The sequence below is a fragment of the Kandleria sp. genome, from assembly GCF_017934775.1.
GTDB lineage: Bacteria > Bacillota_I > Bacilli_A > Erysipelotrichales > Coprobacillaceae > Kandleria > Kandleria vitulina.
This window is the reverse complement of sequence record NZ_JAGBIX010000097.1, coordinates 1-18,462: the sequence shown is the minus strand read 5'-3', so window position 1 is coordinate 18,462 and position 18,462 is coordinate 1. Positions and strand designations below refer to the sequence as shown.

Below are 18,462 nucleotides of genomic sequence, written 5' to 3'. Positions count from 1 at the left end.
TTCTTAATTGCTAAAAACATATTACACCAAAGAATTAGCACTGTCAAATGAAGTCTGCTAAAAACTACTGTAAATCCTCACCGTTGCTTTCAAAGACCTTCTTGATCCAATAGAAAGACTTCTTAGGAATTCTTCTTAAATCCAACAGTTCCTGATCAGTTCTATTAACGTAGACGAAGCCATATCTTTTAGCAATTTCACATGAAGAAGAAGGAATATCTATTGGTCCCCATGTTACATAGCCAAGACATTCAACTCCATCTTTAAACATTGCATCTTTCATAGCCTGAATATGATTGCGATGATAGCTGATACGATAATCATCTTGTACCTGTTCATTGATATCAATAGATTCTCTTGCACCCATTCCATTTTCTAAGATAAATAATGGCTTATGGAAACGAGCATACATATCATTCATGACAATACGTAAACCAGTTGCATCTTTTTCCCAACCCCATTCAGTCGCTTCAAGATGAGGGTTTTTAATGACATGCTTATCAAGAAGTGAAGCATAGTCATGTTCTAGATCTAGTTCTCCACTTGTCAATACATTAGAACGATAATATGAGAACGCTAAATAATCACTTGTATATTGTAAAAGCTCTTCATCCCCTTCTTCAAAATGAGGGAACCATCCACGTTCTTTTAAATAGGCACTGTAGTACTCAGGATAGCGTCCATTAGCTTGTACATCCACAGTCCACATATTCACAAGATTGTTCATTTCCTGTACAAAGAGATTGTTCTGCGGTGTCATGGTAGCTGGATAGAAAGCCGTGATTGTTGTCATGCCTCCCACCTTAGCATCAGGTGCTAATTCTCTTACAGCCTTGACCATCTTACAATGAGCAATCATAACATTATGAGCTACCTGATAGAGATGCTTTTCTTTTGATACCCCTTCAGGAATCTCTTCAGCATTAGAATAAAGAAGATTCATAGCATGAAGATTCTGTTCATTAAAGCTCATCCAATGTTTCACACGATCACCGAATCGAGAAATACATACTCGTGCATAGCGTTCAAATAGATCTACAACTTTTCTAGATGCAAAACCGTTATATTCTTTTACAAGATGATAAGGCATATCAAAGTGTACCAATGTGATCATTGGTGTAATGCCATTTTCAATTAATTCATCAATAAGACGATTATAGAAAGCAACACCTTCTTCATTAACTTCATCATCCCCATTAGGAATAATACGACTCCAGCAGATTGAAAAACGATAGAAGTTAAAGCCCATTTCTTTCATTAAAGCAATATCTTCACTGTAGCGATGATAGGCATCAATAGCAACTTTCCAATCAGCATGTCCTTCCGGTGTTGGTCTTACATCATAGATGGAAACCCCTTTTCCACCTTCATCATAAGCACCTTCAGTTTGAAAAGAAGATACACTTCCTCCCCAATAAAAATCTTTAGGTAATTGTTTCATCTTAGTTGTCCTCCTTATGTCCACTTCATTTTATGCATACGCTTTCATCAAAGTAAATAGCAACACTCTCCTTTATAATATCGTTTCATTCTTTTTCATATGATTGTTCTTTTTATGAAACATTATTTCATGATATAATGTGATTGGTGAAACATAATGAATCTATTAACACAATTAGAACTAAAAATGCATTTTACTGAGTCAGAGAATATCCTGGCTCAATATATTCTTGAACATGGTGAAGAGGTCGTAAAGATGTCCATTCACACCTTTGCGAAAAAGACTTATTCTTCCCCTGCTACAATTGTAAGACTTGCCAAGAAATGTGGGTTATCAGGATTTAATGATCTAAAGATCACTCTGGCCAAGGAGCTGTCTCTTCATACATCAAAAGAGATTGATCCCAACTTTCCTTTTGATAAAGATGATGATTTTAATACCATCATCAATAATCTTACCTTACTGCATAAAGAAACCATCGATGATAGTGCCGCCCTGCTTGATCAAAAGACATTAAGTCAATGTGTAAAGCTATTAGATAAAGCAGACAGCATTGATCTATATGGACTAGGAAACTCTCTGTTGGTGGCACAATCTTTTGCGCATAATATGATGCGCATCGGCAAACAGGTCAACTTTCGTACAATGGCTGGTGAACAGGGCTTTCTTGCAAGAGTAAGCAATCCTAAACATGTGGCCATTATCATTTCCTATTCTGGAGAAACAGATGAGATTATCAGGATTGCGAAAACATTGAAGAAACAAAAGACAAAAATCATTGCGATTACATCCCTTGGGGATAATCAGCTTTCTCATTACAGTGATCTTATTCTTCATATTTCTTCTAAAGAGAAGATCTTTAATAAGATGGCTCCTTTTTCTTCTTTATTATCTATTCAATATATTTGTACGATGCTTTATGCCTGTTTCTTTAGTTTAAATTATAATGAACACAAGGCATTTAAATTGCATTATGATTATGAAGAAGATCTGCGTCATCCTTTCTATTCTCCAATCAATGAAAAATAGTATTTATTGCTTTTTTCTATAATTAATCTATAATAAATTTGTCTACGAGGATTTCATCATGTGGTGACTTACTTAAGCATCAACAGAAATAGGAGTAGGCAAATATATAGAAACGTTGCATCCTTTGTGAGCAACAGTGGAGGAAAATTGAATATGAAAAACACAAAGAACTTAACTTATCTTGCCTTGTTCATTGCGATCGAGGCCCTAATGGTCATGGTACCATTCTTAGGATTCATTCCTATCGGTCCATTAAATGCAACTACTTTGCATATTCCCGTTATTATTGCAGCTATTGTCCTTGGTAGAAAGGAAGGCTGTATCACTGGATTGGTATTTGGATTATTTTCAATGTTAAAAGCAACAATGAATCCATCCGTTGTATCATTTGTCTTTTCACCATTTATCAGTGGGAATATCTTAAGCGCAGTAATCGCTATTTTCCCAAGAGTGATGATTGGTTTTGTAGCTGCTACAATCTACAATCTTCTTAAAGAAAAGAATGATGTCACAGCAATGGCTGTAAGTTCTTTTTTTGGTGCATTTACTAACACAATCCTAGTCTTAGGCGGAATCTACGTCTTCTTTGGTGTAGCTTACGCAAAAGCTATGGGAACAAGTTTCTCTGCCTTACTACCAGCATTCATGACTGTCGTAACTACACAGAGCTTGCTTGAAGCAGTCGTTGGTACAGTTATTGCAGTAGCTGTCAGCAAGGCCTTATTAAAAGTAAAGCGAGGATAAAATATGAAAAAGAAACTGATTATTGGAATTACAGGATCAATTGCGGCGTTTAAATCAGTTCAGCTCATCAGTGATCTTTCTAAAGAAAATTATGAAATTGATGTCTTGATGACACCTTCTGCCGCCAAATTCGTCACACCCTTGTCTATTCAGGCATTAACAAAAAGAAAAGTCTACATTGACGTATTTGATGACGATCCTGGAACAATCACTCACGTTGACATCGTTAAGAATGCAGATGCCTTTATCGTCGTACCTGCATCCGCTACAACGATGGCAAAATTAGCTTATGGCATTGCCGATAATATGTTAACAGCAGCATTTCTAGCTGCCACTTGCCCAAAGCTAATCGCCCCTGCGATGAACGTACATATGTACGAAAACAGCGCAACTCAAAGAAATATTGATACACTTAAAAATGATGGTGTTCTATTCATAGAACCCGGTACAGGTCTATTAGCCTGCGGTGATGTCGGTAAAGGCAAACTTGCAGACTATAATAGCATCAAATTGATGATTGAATACGCATTGCATTCTCATCCACTTAAAGGCAAGCGTGTTCTCATCAGTGCTGGTCCAACAAGAGAATCCATGGATCCAGTACGTTTTATTTCAAATCATTCAACAGGAAAAATGGGATATGCGATTGCCCGCGCTGCTTTCCTTCTTGGCGCTGACGTCACATTAGCCCATGGCCCTGTTAGCCTTAAGGATATTCCAGGTGTTACAATGAAACCTTTCGTAAGTGCCAATGATCTATTTGAACTTATGAAAGAAGAAAGCAAAAAGGCAGATTATATTATCATGTCAGCAGCAGTCGGAGACTATCGTCCACAAGATATCGCGAAAGAAAAGATCAAGAAGAACGACGATTGTCTACATGTCGAATTTATCAAAAATCCCGACATCCTTTCCTACCTCTGTGCTAACCGCACAAATCAGCAGATCATTTGCGGCTTTGCCATGGAGACAAATGATCTGATTGCACACGCTAAAGAGAAACTGCTTCGCAAGAATGCAGATATGATTGTCGCTAATTCCTTGCGCACCAAGGGTGCTGGATTCGCGACAGACACTAATGTCGCTACGCTTATTACAAAAGAAAATACTGAAGATTTACCAATGATGTCAAAAGAGGATCTGGGATTAGTGATTCTTGATCGCCTGATGTCACTTAAGGAGGATTAAAGCCATGCTGCTAGTTGTAGATATTGGAAATACAAATATCACAATGGGATTCTATAAAGATGACCAGCTTATTAATAATTATCGTCTTAACACACGTTTTTCACGTACATCTGATGAATATGGTGTTATGCTTTCTGCATTTATGAATGCCAACAACTACAAAGCTGAAGATATTCAGGATGTTATCATCAGTTCTGTAGTTCCTAAGGTCAATTACTCATTCTCAAGTTCTATCATTAAATACCTGAACATCCATCCTACTTTTGTAGGTCCAGGTGTGAAGACTGGTATTTCTGTTAAGATTGAACATCCTTCATCATTAGGTGCTGATCGACTTGTCGATGCAGCTGGCGCCTACTATACATATGGTGGACCTTGCATCGTTATTGATTTTGGTACTGCCACAACATATGATGTTGTTTCAGAAAAAGGAGAATTCCTTGGTGGAGCTACTAGTGCTGGTATTGGTATTACAGCTAACGCACTTTCTTCAATGGCTGCTCAGTTACCTGAAATTGAAATCAGTACACCTGACTCTGTCATTGGAAAAAATACTGTAAAATCAATGCAGGCTGGTATTGTCTTTGGTTATATTGGTCAGGTCGAATATATTGTAAAGAAGATTAAAGAAGAGTATGGAGAAAACCTTAAAGTCATCTCTACTGGTGGATTAGGTAAAATCCTCTATCATCAGACGTCATGTATTGATGTCTATGATCGTGAGCTTACTTTTAAGGGTCTTAAGATCATTTACGATAAAAATAAAAAGAAAATCAAAAATCCCGCATAACGCGGGATTTTTACTATAAAAAAACACTTCCGAAGAAGTGTAATGTACTAATGGAGCCACATGCCGGAATCGAACCGGCATCCTCTGCATGGCAAGCAGATATAATAGCCGTTATACGAATGCGGCGTCTTTCGAGTACATGACTACTATATCAGCATTGCCGTAACTTGTCAAAGAATATTTTAAATTTTTTTGTCGTTTATACGCTTGATGCTTTCATTCATTTTTTTAGCAAGATTTCTATTGTAGAAATAGAAGATCAAGGCAATCATTCCAGCTACACAAACCTGTAAAGCGATAGCTGCTACTGATGCAATAATACCTGCTTTAACAGGAATCCAGCCTACCATAAAGGAAGCAATTAACATGACTGTATATCCAATTCCTAAATGAAAGACAGCCTGAATAGCGACTGGGAGATTTTCTTTTTCATAGATAAATGAAGGAAGACCAAAACCAAGACCAATAAATAATGTCGCTAATACCATCTTAGAAAAGCTATACTGTCTTAAGATGAAGTTTCCTTTGTAGATCACATCAAAGATAACGCCTGTTATACAGAATATAACTGCTGCAATGCCAATAGAGATCAGTGTACTTACTAATAATTTTTTCATATGGGTTCCTCCTATAATCCTAAGTATTTCTTTAAATGAGGAAGATACTTCCTTGAGATATAATCTGATTTTCCATTCTTTAGTTTTAAAAGAAGCGTACCATTAAATCCTGCTTCTACACATTCAAGATAAGAAAGATTAATGACTGTCTGCTTTGAGATCTGCATAAAACCACTTCCTAATAGTTCAATGATTTCATACAGGCGTTTTTTTGAAGAATATTTTTCATGAAGCGTATAGATGACTGTCTTCCCCTCTTCTATTGTGATCATATAAATCTCTTCAGGTTTTAGAATATGCATTCTTTCATTTTTATATGTGACAATGGGCGTATCACTTTTTGATAGTGAATCTACCAGTTGTAAGATTTCATCATTGACCACATCAGTGTAGATAATCGCATATGGTGGATTGTGTTTCTTTGAGACTTCTATATTTACTTTCATTGTCCTTCTCCTTTCAATTTACATGTTAATAAGTATTTTTCTTTTTGTCTTATTTTTAAAGCTAAGATGCTTATTTTTAAAGGTAAGATGCATTTATATAATAAAAAAACACTTCCGAAGAAGTGTAATGTACTAATGGAGCCACATGCCGGAATCGAACCGGCATCCTCTGCATGGCAAGCAGATATAATAGCCGTTATACGAATGCGGCGTCTTTTGAGTACATGGATAATATACCAGTAATGTGACTATTTGTCAACAAAAAATAGAAAGTTTTTTATGCAAAAAAGAAGAAGGGTTTCCCCTTCTTCTTTATCCTTCATAGCTGCTAAATTCTCTAAGATGATCAAAATAGAAATCCATCTGTTCTCTGAATTCTTTCCATAAGGCATTCTCTTTTTCTCTGCCACATGAACCAATTTTTTTCCATTCTGACTGTAAGTCACGCATACGCTGTGTGACTTCTCTAGAGTAGTCTAAACCATGTGCTAGTCTTTTAGCTTCATCGATGAGTTTCTTTTTTTCTGAGGCATTCTGTTTATGTTTAGCATCTAGCTGATCAAAGTATGTCTGACGATTTTTATAGAAAGTCTGACGAGCATCATTGAAGCGTGCCCATAAATCATCATTATCCTTACCAGCATAACCTGCCTGTTTCCATTGTTCCATCAGATCATAATAGAAGTTTCCTGTCTGCTTCCATTCTGTTGAATCTTTCTTTTCTTGTGCTAATGCGATCAATTCTTCTTTCTTGCGTTTTGCATCTTCAATGGCTGGCTGTAAGGCATTCCAATGTTCTTCTTTACGTTTATAGAAGATATCAAAATATTTACGGAATTCTTTCCATAGCTTATTATCTAACTCATTGCCTGCAGATCCTGCCTGCTTCCATTCTTCTAATAACGCATTGAGCTGGGCTGTAGCCTGTGAAAAATCATCACTTGAGGATACTTCCTCTGCCTTTTGAATAAGCGCAGACTTGATTTTCTTATTATCGTCGTGATGTGCTCTTAAGCGCTCAAAAAAAGTAGCCTGTGCTTCCTGGAATGCTTTCCAGAACTCATCTTCAATAGCAAGATGCCAATACTTGACTTCTTTCCATTTTGCCATAAGTTCCTTGAAGCCATTGACTCCCTTTCCCCATTCTTCAGTTATAGAATAGTCTTTTGCTTCCTGAATGAGTTTCTGTTTTGTTTTTACTGAAGATGTAAAATCATCACGATCATCGATTTCTACTTCTCCACCTTCATAAGGTGCTCTTTTCCAATAGAGGACATGATAGTAGTCTCCTTCATGTAAAGCAAGCCATGTTCCATGTTCTGCTTCATTAGGAGAAATAGGCTGATTGAATGCATTTCTTGCACCATATCTAACCTGTACTTTTTCAAGTCCTGTTAATTCATCATTGTTTTTTTCTACAATTGCTTCAGTGTCTCTAAATGTTTCAATATTCTTTGTTCGTTTCATAATAATCCTTTCCTCTATGTTTATATTATACTACAGAACAGAAATATCATACAAACATACATTTTTATTTTTCTTCCAAATCACAAAAATATAACCAAGATAATACATATCGTATTATAATGGAAATGAGGTGACTCTTATGCAAAGATATATCATGGCATTAGATGCCGGTACAACGAGCAATAGATGTATTCTTTTTAATGAAAAAGGAAAAATCTGTGCGCTTAGCAAAAAAGAATTTACACAATATTTTCCTAAACCAGGATGGGTTGAGCATGACGCAAATGAAATATGGTCATCCCAGTATGCGGTAGCACGCGAGGCAATGAAACAGCTTAATGCAAAAGGCAGTCAGATTGCCGGTATTGGTATTACCAATCAGCGAGAAACAACGATTGTATGGGATCGTACAACCGGTGAACCAATCTATAGAGCTATCGTATGGCAATGTCGAAGAACGTCTGATTATTGTAAAGAGCTTAAAGAAAAAGGCCATACTGACATGATCAAAGAAAAAACTGGTCTTATTATTGACCCATACTTCTCTGCCACAAAAATCCATTGGATACTAGAAAATGTGCCTGAAGCACGTAAGAAGGCTAATGAAGGCAACTTGCTATTTGGTACAGTGGATACATGGCTGATCTGGAAACTTACTGGCGGAAAGGTACATGTCACTGACTATTCCAATGCTTCTCGTACCATGCTTTTTAATATTCATACATTAAAATGGGATCAGGATATTCTTAACCTCCTTGATATTCCAGCATCCATGTTACCAGAAGTACGTCCTTCAAGCTATATATATGCACAAACGGACTACCATCTCTTCGATGGTTCTATTACCATCGCTGGCGCTGCTGGTGATCAGCAGGCAGCCCTTTTTGGACAGACATGCTTCAATGCTGGAGATGTGAAGAACACTTATGGTACAGGATGTTTTATGTTAATGAATACTGGTGATACTCCTGTCTCATCTGATCACGGATTATTGACGACCATCGCCTGGGGAATTGATGGTAAGGTTCAATATGCATTAGAAGGTTCTGTCTACATGGCAGGAGCAGCTATTCAATGGCTAAGAGATGAACTAAAGCTCATTGATACGTCTTATGACTCAGAATATTTTGCGACAAAAGTCGAGGATACCAATGGATGCTATGTGGTTCCATCATTTACTGGACTAGGAGCACCGTACTGGAATCCTTATGCTAGAGGAATTATTACCGGTCTAACCCGTGGTACAAACAAGTGTCATATTATTCGTGCCACATTGGAATCCATCGCTTATCAGGTCAATGATGTCCTTGAGGCAATGGTACTTGATTCCAAAATTGATCTGCGTTCACTAAAAGTCGATGGTGGCGCCTGCCTCAATGACTTCATGATGCAGTTCCAATCAGACATCTGTCTTGCCCCTGTACAAAGACCAGCATGTGTTGAAACAACAGCCATGGGAGCGGCCTATCTCGCCGGTCTTGCAGTAGGCTACTGGCGTTCAATGGATGATATTTGTGCGCAATATCATATTGAACATACCTTCACTCCTAACAAGAATGAAGAAAAAAGAACAAGAAGACTAAAAGGATGGAAAAAAGCTGTTAAGGCTGCCATCATCTTAACGGAAGATAACTAAAAAAGTGGAAGGATTTCTCCTTCCACTTTTAAAATATAGAATTACAGTTTTTTTGTTAATTATTTATTTAAAGGTTTTTTCCATAATGATAATACAATTGCACCAACAACTGAACCAATAGCGATAGATGCTAAGTACATTGGCCAGTTACCGATTGTAGCAATTACGAAGATTCCACCATGTGGAGCTCTTAATGTACAGTTGAATAACATTGATAAGCCACCAGCGATAGCTGAACCTAATACACATGAAGGAATAACTCTGATTGGGTCATTAGCTGCAAATGGAATTGCACCTTCTGAGATGAATGATAATCCCATGATGTAGTTAACTAAACCAGCATTACGATCTTCTTCTGACCATCTGTCTTTGAAGAATGTAGTTGATAAAGCGATAACTAATGGAGGAACCATACCACCAGCCATTACAGCTGCCATTAATGTATAGTTTTTAGAAGCTAACATACCAGTTGCAGTAACATAAGCAGCCTTGTTGAAAGGACCACCCATATCGATGGACATCATACCACCAGCTACGATACCAAGTAAGATACCATATTTACCTAAACCATTTAAGAATGAAGTTAATCCACTGTTGATTACACCCATGATTGGGTTAACAGCTGAAGCGAATACACCCATTAATGCAACACCTAATAAAGGATAAAGCAAGATAGGTTTAATACCATCCAATGATTTTGGAAGACCAGCGAATACTTTCTTTAATAGAAGAATAATCCAGCCAGCAACGAAACCATATAATAATGCACCTAAGAATCCAGGAGTAGCTGCAACCTTAGCAGCACTTGGATCTAAGAAAGTAGCACCTGATTTAGCTAATAAACCACCAACGATACCAACAGCAAGACCTGGTCTGTCAGCAATAGACATTGCGATGAAACCAGATAAGATTGGAAGCATCATACCGAATGATACACCACCGATAGCGTTGAACCATGCAGCAAGTGGAGTTGATGAACCAAAGTTTGCACCAGCGTTCTTATCATCGAATAAGAATGCTAAAGCGATTAAGATACCACCAGCAACAACGAATGGTAACATATGAGATACACCATTCATTAAGTGTTTATAGAAGCCCTGAGCAGCGTTAGCGCCACCAGCTGCAGGTGCAGCCCCTGCTTCTGCGTGATAGATTGGTGCTTCACCATTTCTGATCTTATTGATTAAGTCTTCAGGATGACGAATACCTTCAGTAACTGAAACTGATAATAAAGGTTTACCATCAAAACGAGCCATTTCTACATTCTTATCAGCAGCGATGATAATACCATCAGCAGCTGCGATTTCTTCTGCAGTTAAGGCATTTCCAATACCTTCAGAACCATTTGTTTCAGCTTTTAGAGGATAACCCATAGCTTCCCCTGCTTTAGTTAAGTTTTCAGCTGCCATGAATGTATGTGCGATACCTGTTGGACATGCAGTAACAGCTAAAACCTTATACTGTCCTTCGTGTACTTTTGCAGCTTCTGCTGCTTCTTCAGCATCTTTAATTGCTTCTCTTTCATCGATAATATGAAGGAATTCTTCAGCTGACTGTGCGTTCATCAACTTTTCTCTGAATGCTTCATCCATTAATAATGCTGATAATTTTGCTAATGCCTGAAGATGAGTATTTCCACCATCTTCTGGAGCAGCGATCATAAAGAATAATTTAGCTGGCTGACCATCTAATGATTCATAATCAACACCAGCAGGTACAGTCATTGCTGCTAATCCGGCAGTCTTGACTGCTGCAACCTGTGCGTGAGGAATAGCGATTCCTTCACCAATACCAGTTGAAGTTAAGCTTTCACGTGCAAGAATTCCTTTTTTATAGTCCTCCTTGCTTGAAATTTTCCCAGTGGCATCCATTAAATCCACTAACTTGTCAATGGCTTCATCTTTAGAATTGACATTAACATTAAGTGCGATGCCCTTGAGATCTAACAATTCAGTAATTTTCATTATTATTTCTCTCCCTTTAATTGTCTTAAATTTTCATAAATGAAGTCTTTAGTTGCAAGAGAATCACTGAATGCAGTCGCACCTCCACATGCAGTACCTAATTCTAATGCTTCCATGTAGTCTCCATTTCTGAGATAACCGGCAATAAATCCTGCAACCATACTGTCACCAGCACCAACAGAATTCTTTACCTTGCCTTTGCATACACCAATACGGTGAGTGCCACCATGTTCATCTACTAGTAATGATCCATCTCCTGCCAATGAGATCAATACATTTCTAGCGCCTTCTTCCTGAAGCTTTTTAGCATAGAAGATTAAGTCTTCTTCACTTTCAAGCTTCACGTTAAAGATTTCTTCAATTTCATGATTGTTAGGTTTAATTAAGAATGGCTTATATTTAAGAACATTCATTAATAGATCACCTGTTGCATCAACTACAGAGAAGATATTCTTATCCTGCAGTCTATGAAGAATAGTTTCATAAATACCTGAACTAATTGATTTAGGAATACTTCCAGATAATACAAGTACATCTGACTTATCCATCTGATCAAGCTGCTTAAATAGCTTTTCAAGATCTTCCTTTGTAATTTTAGGACCAATACCGTTGATTTCACTTTCTTCATCACTTCTCAATTTAACATTGATACGTGACATACCTTCCTTAACTTTAATGAAATCAGCGTTGATACCCATTTCTTCTCTAGCAAGTCTAGCAATTTCATCACCAGTAAATCCAGCAACGAATCCTAATGCCTTAGAATCATACCCTAATTCCTTTAAAATAAATGATACGTTAAGTCCTTTCCCACCGCAGAAGATATGTTCTTCATTCACTCTATTGACAACGCCTGTCTTAAAATGATCAACACTAATAACATAATCTAGTGCGGGGTTAAATGTAATTGTGTAAATTATTTTCAAGCACCCCTCTCATATGAAATTTTATTACAACTTCATTATACTAACTACAGTTTTATCCGTCAATAATTACAGAACGAAAAAAAAAATTGGTCTATAAATCGTGAAAAACACGTGTTTTTTCACACGTGTTTTAGCGTTTATCGAAAGCAAATATGTCTTCACATTTAGCAATCTTGGAATGTGAGTTTTCAATCGCTGTCGTAAGGAACAAAAAGATGATTTCTATCACCGTTGTAGCGGATACTCGTGAAAAACAGAACTCATCAAGAAAAAGTTTTTCACGCGTTGCTGTAGTGATATGATAGTCCACACTTTCCCCAATTGCAGAATGACTATTATTAGTAATACCAATTGTAGTTGCTCCATTCTCCTTAGCAATCTTAACAGCCTCATAAACCTTATCTGATTCACCGGAGTTACTGATAGCAATCAATACATCACCTTCTCCTAATGTAAAACAATAAGAAAGCTGCGTTTCCCATATTGTCCCGGCAGTTGTTGGGATACCTAACTCATTGAACTTAAAAGCCGCATCGATAGCTACGGGAATCGTATTCCCTACTGCGACTATCTGTACATGTCTGGCTTTTTCTAATGTCTTAAGAATCACATGAAATGTTTCAATGTCAATCTGATTGACCGTCTGTTTTAGTTCTTCAATTTTATTTGCAAGAATATTCTGTAAAGATTGGCCGATGTTATCAAGGGAGATATCATTAGAAATACTGCCTTCACCATAGGTTTCTACCATTTCTTTTGCTAATCCAATTTTAAGCTGATGAAATCCTTTTAAGCCTACTTTTCGACAAAAGCGTGAAACAGAGGCGACACTGACATCACTTGCTTTTGCAAGTTCTGAGACTGTCATATCTACTACAAGCTTATGATTGTTTAATATATATTTGGCAATCTTTTTCTCTGCATCAAATAATTGATCATAAATAATGGAAATGCGATCCATTACTGTCTGTGCTTCATTCATAATATATCCTCCATGAAATTCTTTTTCATATAATAATATATCATGAAAATATAAATGATAACATAATGATTTTCATGATACGAAAATTCATAAGTATCACCTGAAAATATTGTATATTGAATATGTATGGAGGATTCAAAAATGAAACATATTCAACTGAAATACAATTTATTGCAGATTGCTTTCTGGATGGCAAGCTGTACCATCCTGGGATATATTGCAGTCTTTTTAAAATATAAGGGATTAAGCAATACTGAAATCGGTATTGTATCAGGAATATCCTGTCTTATGAATATGATTCTTGGTCCTTATCTTTCTACAATGTGTGTAAAGTCAGCTTCTCTTTCTTCTAGAAAGATGCTTACTCTATTATTTATATGTGTTGGTCTTATGTTTGTATCTATTACATTTATACCATTGCCTAAGATCATAATTATGTTGGTTTATATACTTGTCTACTCTCTCAATGTTTCCTGTGTACCATTCCTATCGATGCTTTGCATGGATCTTATTCGTACAGGATCATATTTGAATTTTGGCTTGTCACGTGGACTTGGCTCCGTTGCTTACGCTTCTACAGCGATGCTTTCAGGATTTCTTATTGATCTATTTAATCCGGTTGTTCTTAGCATTATCTACAGTCTATCTTCTGTGGTATTCCTAGTTATACTTTTTACTTTCCCTACTGTGAAAGATAAAGGTGTCATCAATGAAAAAAGCAGTATTGGTTCTATTATCTTTAAATATAAGCTTTTCTTCTTTTTGCTTTTAGGATTTACTTTTACATTTGCGGCTTCCACTGCTCTTTCTACTTATCTTATTGATATCGTGAAGAACCTTGGAGGAAATAATTCATTCTATGGCATTGCGATTTTCTTTATGGCTGCAAGTGAGATGCCAATCATGGCTATTACACCTAGACTTATGAAGAGGTTCAACAGTGTTCTCTTGATTGCTATTGCGGCTTTCTTTTATATAGTAAGAAACTATACGATTGCGTTAGCGGGTAATCTTCCTATCTTATTAATAGGGATGGCTTGTCAGTCATTGTCTTATGCGTTAACAACTGGTGTGATCACCTACTATGTGACTTATCATCTTGAAGAAAAAGATCATATGATGGGACAGACTCTCATCGCTGTGATGACTTCTGGTCTCGGCAGCATGATTGGCAATGTGCTTGGTGGTGTCATTAGTGATCGTTATGGGTTATCATCCATGCTGATGTTTGCTCGTATTATTACTCTTGTAGGAGCTATCATTATCTTTGTAGCAGCCGCTACAAAAGGAAAAGCACTCTTTAAAAAAGATAACCACTATAACTAATAAAGGCATCCTTAGGGATGCCTTTATTATGCTCTGTTTGTTTTTTCAATAATCTTTTTTAAGAATCTTAATTCTTTAGTTACATCTTTATAATGATCAAGTTTCCATTCCCAGTTAGGAGAACCAATTGTACCTGGCACATTGAAACGACATTCTCCTGGTAGACCTAATAGATCCCATATTGGAATGATGACCATCTTGCTTGTTTGATCCATGCAGTAATGAATAGCCTTGCGATAGAACTTACGTTCTCTGTATTTTCTTAATTGTTCATTGATTAAGGTTAAGTCTTCTTCTGTAAGTTCATCATGCCATCCCATGATGGTGTCATTATCATGTGTTCCTGTATAGACAACAACTTTATCAAAGTCAAACTTGTCATGATGATGGAACATGTAGACAAACATTCCTGGGAATGTGTAATGATCTCTTAACTCATAGACTTCGTCTCTTAATTCACCAAGATCTTCTGCAAGGATGCGACAATCTGGATACTTGTTAAATAGTGTATCAAATAGCTTATAGCCAGGTGCTTCTACCCATTCACCAACAACTGCTGTTTCTTCTTCCTCAGGAATTTTCCAATAAGTGTCAAATCCTCTAAAATGGTCAATACGTACAATATCGTAAAGCTTGCACGCATATGAAATACGGTTAAGCCAGAATGTAAATCCATCCTGTTCCATATAGTCCCAATTATAGATAGGATTGCCCCAGCGCTGTCCTGTCTTGGAAAAATAATCTGGTGGTACACCAGCCACAAATGAAGGTGTGCCATCTTCTTCTAATAGGAAGTTTTCCTGATTAAGCCATACATCTGCACTATCTAGTCCCACATAGATAGGCATATCGCCAATGATTTCTATACCGTTCTTATTGGCATATTCTTTTAATGCATACCACTGTTTATTAAAGTAGTACTGCAAGAATTCCTGATAGAGAACTTCGTCTTTGACTTCTTCTACATCAATACCCTTTTCTTTTGGGTAAAGCTTGTAGTGATCTTCCCATTCTCTCCACTCTTTTCCTTCATTTTTTAATTTAAATACTCTAAATAATGCGTAGCCATATAACCATTCCTGTTCTTTTTCAAATCTACGCAATGCTTCAAAATCTGTAAAGCGTTCAAAGGCTTTACGATAAAGTGATTCTTTATATGTTCTGACTTGAGTATAATCTACTTTATTTAAAGAAAACACTTCTTCTTTTACTTCATCTTTATTTAGAAGACCTTCCTTTATAAACGCTTCTAGATCAAGATAAAGCTCATCTCCCGCATAGCTTGAATAAGGCTGATAGGGAGAATTCCCATAGGATAATGGATTAAGGGGTAAAATCTGCCAAACGGATACGTTGGCATTTTTAAGCTTATCTACAAATGTATAAGCACATGATCCAAAATCACCTACTCCTTTTCCTGGCAATGAGGAAATGGGACATAAAATTCCTGCCTGTCTCATAAATACTTTTCTCCTTTTACCATACTGACTTCCGTCTTTTCTATTATATCATAGTCATATCTTTTTAAAAAAATAATTTCTTTATGAGTTTGAAAATAATCTTTTTTCTTATTAATGCAAAAATTAACTCTAATTTTGTAGAAAATATAAAAATATAATTTATTTTTCATCATTTAACGAAAAAAGCTATTGCAACGCTATTTTAATAGGTATAAAATGAGTGATAGAAAAAAGGGGGACGCTTTACATGGAAATCAGATTTGAGAAAGCAAAAACATTAAAAGAAAAGCCTGATCAGAGCGCACTAGGCTTTGGTAAATATTATACAGATCACATGCTAATTGTTGACTGGGATAAAGACCAGGGAGGATGGCATGATGCAAGAATCGTACCTTATGGACCATTACAGCTTGAACCATCTACAATGGTATTACACTATGCTCAGGAAACATTTGAAGGATTAAAGGCTTATCGTAATCCTAAAGGTGAAGTACAGTTATTTAGACCTGAAATGAATGCAAAACGTATGCAAGAATCTAATAAACGTCTTTGTATGCCTTATTTAGAAGTAGAAGACTTCATTCAGTGTGTTGAAACACTTGTTAAAACTGAACAGGATTGGATTCCTACTGCACCAGAAACATCATTATATATCCGTCCATTTATGTTTGCGACTGAACCTGGTGTTGGTGTTCATCCTGCAACTTCATATAAATTCATTATTATCTTAACACCAGTTGGAAACTACTATCCAGAAGGTGTTGCTCCAGTTAAGATCTGGATTGAAGATGAATACGTAAGAGCTGTTAAGGGTGGTACTGGTTTCACTAAATGTGGTGGTAACTATGCTGGTTCATTAAAAGCTCAGGAAAAAGCTGAAGCTCATGGATATACTCAGGTTTTATGGCTTGATGGTAATGAAAAGAAATATGTTGAAGAAGTTGGATCTATGAACATCATGTTCTTAATCAATGATACAGTTGTTACTGCTCCAATTGAAGGAACAGTTCTTCCTGGTGTTACAAGAGATTCAATGTTAACTCTTTTAAGAGATTGGGGATATAAAGTTGAAGAACGTCATTTAGACGTTGAAGACTTAATGGAAGCTGCTCGTACTGGTGCTTTAAAAGAAGCTTGGGGTACAGGTACTGCTGCTGTTATTTCTCCAGTTGGTCAGCTTTGCTATAAAGGTGAAGAATGCAAGATCAATAACTTCGAAACTGGTGAATTAACTCAGAAACTTTATGATACTCTTACTGGTATTCAGTGGGGTAAACTTGAAGACAAGTTCAATTGGACTCGTATCGTTAAATAAAAGCCAGAAGTCAATCGACTTCTGGTTTTTGTTTACAGATAAATACTGCTTAAATACATGAACTATTATCGTGTATTTTTTTGTTTCATAAGCTTCGTTATTAAGTTTGCATAAGATGAAACATGATTAAGACTGAAATCACCATGAGCATAGCGATACATGATAATCATCTGACTCTTCTTGATTGTATGGTGGATATGCGTACAAGATGGAATATAGTTCTTCTCTTTGCTGCCGACTTCGACATAGACTTTTGCTTTCGTACTAGCAATAGTCTCTTTTAATACATAATGACGCATTGCTTCATTGATTTTAATGAAGTCTTCCTTATCAATCTTTGAAGATTCTTTGTACTGCTTCTTTTGTTTTCTGTTTAAATGATAATTATGTAAAGACAAACGATAGCTAAGCTGATCTTTTGGCTTAGTGACAAAAGATTTCTCTTTCATAACATCAGCACTTTCAATGATTGCATATTGACAGATATCATCTTTTATTGACAGCATTTCACATAAGATCTGTCCACCTAATGATAAGCCACCAATAAGTGCAAGCTGTCCATCATAGTGATTATTGATATCTTCTATAATCTTCTTTGCAATATGTTCTATGGAAATAAAGTGTTCCTTGCTTCCTTGATGACCATCAAGTAATGGCAAGAGAATATGATAACGATCTTTTAGCTGATCAATAATGAGATCATAGTTCCATGCTGAAAGAAATTCTCCATGTATTAGCATTATGGTAGGATTGGATGTATCACCATATTCTTTATAGTTCATCAAATAATTCATATTTGCCCACCTTTCTTTTTTATTGTATGCTACTTGAGTGAACTACTCCGACTTAATGCTACGCATTTGAAGTCGGAGCTTCCTGCTTCAACCATTACTGCATTGGCTACGATGATACGCAACTCAATGTCTTACACAATGTCCACAGGCGTATAAGTTAGGGCTATTCCATCCCTACTGTATATTTAATGTTTAAGCTACTGCAAAAGATTCGTTTAGTATACGTAATCCCTCATGTAAGATATTAATAGCAGCGTTCTGGTCACGGCTTATTGTAAGACCGCAATCACATTTCATTGTGCGAATTGTGAGATTTTTCATCTCAGGATGTATCTTT

The 18,462-nt window shown here is 36.5% G+C and carries 16 protein-coding genes and 2 tRNA genes; 7 read left to right on the top strand and 11 right to left on the bottom strand.

Features of this window, described 5'->3' with window-relative positions; all coding sequences use genetic code 11:
* Nucleotides 1-64 precede the first annotated feature (64 nt).
* On the bottom strand, nucleotides 65-1,441 hold the full coding sequence (locus J6L95_RS10490) for a glycoside hydrolase family 1 protein (RefSeq protein WP_029072228.1): 1,377 nt from the start codon (nucleotides 1,439-1,441) through the stop codon (nucleotides 65-67).
* A 156-nt stretch (nucleotides 1,442-1,597) separates the two neighbouring features.
* Here J6L95_RS10490 and J6L95_RS10485 point away from each other — a divergent pair, with 156 nt between their 5' ends.
* The 4 genes from J6L95_RS10485 (at nucleotide 1,598) to J6L95_RS10470 (ending at nucleotide 5,192) form a co-directional block, all read left to right on the top strand.
* Nucleotides 1,598-2,470 (top strand): MurR/RpiR family transcriptional regulator, encoded by an 873-nt coding sequence (locus J6L95_RS10485; RefSeq protein WP_074685247.1) that lies wholly within the window; start codon nucleotides 1,598-1,600, stop codon nucleotides 2,468-2,470.
* A gap of 153 nt (nucleotides 2,471-2,623) precedes the next feature.
* Nucleotides 2,624-3,214 (top strand): ECF transporter S component, encoded by a 591-nt coding sequence (locus tag J6L95_RS10480; protein WP_353806830.1) that lies wholly within the window; start codon nucleotides 2,624-2,626, stop codon nucleotides 3,212-3,214.
* Between the two features lie 3 nt (nucleotides 3,215-3,217).
* Nucleotides 3,218-4,402, top strand: coding sequence for a bifunctional phosphopantothenoylcysteine decarboxylase/phosphopantothenate--cysteine ligase CoaBC (coaBC, locus tag J6L95_RS10475; RefSeq protein WP_287459098.1), 1,185 nt, complete (start codon nucleotides 3,218-3,220; stop codon nucleotides 4,400-4,402).
* Between the two features lie 4 nt (nucleotides 4,403-4,406).
* Nucleotides 4,407-5,192 carry a type III pantothenate kinase gene (locus tag J6L95_RS10470; protein ID WP_031588693.1) on the top strand — a complete coding sequence of 262 codons (786 nt, stop codon included), beginning with the start codon at nucleotides 4,407-4,409 and terminating at the stop codon, nucleotides 5,190-5,192.
* 51 nt (nucleotides 5,193-5,243) lie between these two features.
* On the opposite strand, the gene J6L95_RS10465 is transcribed toward J6L95_RS10470, so the two are convergent.
* The 5 genes from J6L95_RS10465 to J6L95_RS10445 all read right to left on the bottom strand — a co-directional run bounded on the left by J6L95_RS10465 (nucleotide 5,244) and on the right by J6L95_RS10445 (nucleotide 7,722).
* Nucleotides 5,244-5,318, bottom strand: a tRNA-Gly gene (locus J6L95_RS10465).
* A 56-nt stretch (nucleotides 5,319-5,374) separates the two neighbouring features.
* Nucleotides 5,375-5,809 (bottom strand): DUF3021 domain-containing protein, encoded by a 435-nt coding sequence (locus tag J6L95_RS10460; protein ID WP_287459097.1) that lies wholly within the window; start codon nucleotides 5,807-5,809, stop codon nucleotides 5,375-5,377.
* Nucleotides 5,810-5,820: 11 nt separating this feature from the next.
* Complete coding sequence (locus J6L95_RS10455) at nucleotides 5,821-6,255, bottom strand: LytTR family DNA-binding domain-containing protein (protein WP_287459095.1); 435 nt, start codon at nucleotides 6,253-6,255, stop codon at nucleotides 5,821-5,823.
* 136 nt (nucleotides 6,256-6,391) lie between these two features.
* Nucleotides 6,392-6,466: transfer RNA gene (locus tag J6L95_RS10450), tRNA-Gly, on the bottom strand.
* Between the two features lie 101 nt (nucleotides 6,467-6,567).
* Nucleotides 6,568-7,722 carry a DUF349 domain-containing protein gene (locus tag J6L95_RS10445; RefSeq protein WP_287459094.1) on the bottom strand — a complete coding sequence of 385 codons (1,155 nt, stop codon included), beginning with the start codon at nucleotides 7,720-7,722 and terminating at the stop codon, nucleotides 6,568-6,570.
* A gap of 139 nt (nucleotides 7,723-7,861) precedes the next feature.
* On the opposite strand from J6L95_RS10445, the gene glpK reads away from it, so the two are divergent.
* A complete protein-coding gene (gene glpK / locus J6L95_RS10440; protein WP_287459093.1) occupies nucleotides 7,862-9,358 on the top strand; it encodes a glycerol kinase GlpK in 1,497 nt (498 codons plus the stop codon).
* 59 nt (nucleotides 9,359-9,417) lie between these two features.
* Here glpK and J6L95_RS10435 read toward each other — a convergent pair whose 3' ends face one another.
* The 3 genes from J6L95_RS10435 to J6L95_RS10425 all read right to left on the bottom strand — a co-directional run bounded on the left by J6L95_RS10435 (nucleotide 9,418) and on the right by J6L95_RS10425 (nucleotide 13,230).
* Nucleotides 9,418-11,322 (bottom strand): PTS fructose transporter subunit IIABC, encoded by a 1,905-nt coding sequence (locus tag J6L95_RS10435; protein ID WP_287459091.1) that lies wholly within the window; start codon nucleotides 11,320-11,322, stop codon nucleotides 9,418-9,420.
* Between the two features lie 2 nt (nucleotides 11,323-11,324).
* Complete coding sequence (pfkB, locus tag J6L95_RS10430) at nucleotides 11,325-12,248, bottom strand: 1-phosphofructokinase (protein WP_434221062.1); 924 nt, start codon at nucleotides 12,246-12,248, stop codon at nucleotides 11,325-11,327.
* 130 nt (nucleotides 12,249-12,378) lie between these two features.
* Nucleotides 12,379-13,230, bottom strand: coding sequence for a MurR/RpiR family transcriptional regulator (locus J6L95_RS10425; protein ID WP_287459090.1), 852 nt, complete (start codon nucleotides 13,228-13,230; stop codon nucleotides 12,379-12,381).
* 141 nt (nucleotides 13,231-13,371) lie between these two features.
* Between J6L95_RS10425 and J6L95_RS10420 the strand changes: the two genes are divergently transcribed.
* Complete coding sequence (locus tag J6L95_RS10420) at nucleotides 13,372-14,556, top strand: MFS transporter (protein ID WP_287459088.1); 1,185 nt, start codon at nucleotides 13,372-13,374, stop codon at nucleotides 14,554-14,556.
* Nucleotides 14,557-14,582: 26 nt separating this feature from the next.
* Here the strand turns inward: J6L95_RS10420 and malQ are convergent, their stop codons facing one another.
* A complete protein-coding gene (gene malQ / locus J6L95_RS10415; RefSeq protein ID WP_287459087.1) occupies nucleotides 14,583-16,016 on the bottom strand; it encodes a 4-alpha-glucanotransferase in 1,434 nt (477 codons plus the stop codon).
* A gap of 247 nt (nucleotides 16,017-16,263) precedes the next feature.
* On the opposite strand from malQ, the gene J6L95_RS10410 reads away from it, so the two are divergent.
* Entirely contained in the window at nucleotides 16,264-17,331 is a 1,068-nt protein-coding gene (locus J6L95_RS10410) for a branched-chain amino acid aminotransferase (RefSeq protein WP_287459086.1), read from the top strand.
* A 65-nt stretch (nucleotides 17,332-17,396) separates the two neighbouring features.
* Here J6L95_RS10410 and J6L95_RS10405 read toward each other — a convergent pair whose 3' ends face one another.
* Nucleotides 17,397-18,125, bottom strand: a complete 729-nt coding sequence (locus tag J6L95_RS10405; RefSeq protein WP_287459085.1) for an alpha/beta fold hydrolase — start codon at nucleotides 18,123-18,125, stop codon at nucleotides 17,397-17,399.
* Nucleotides 18,126-18,462: the final 337 nt, after the last annotated feature.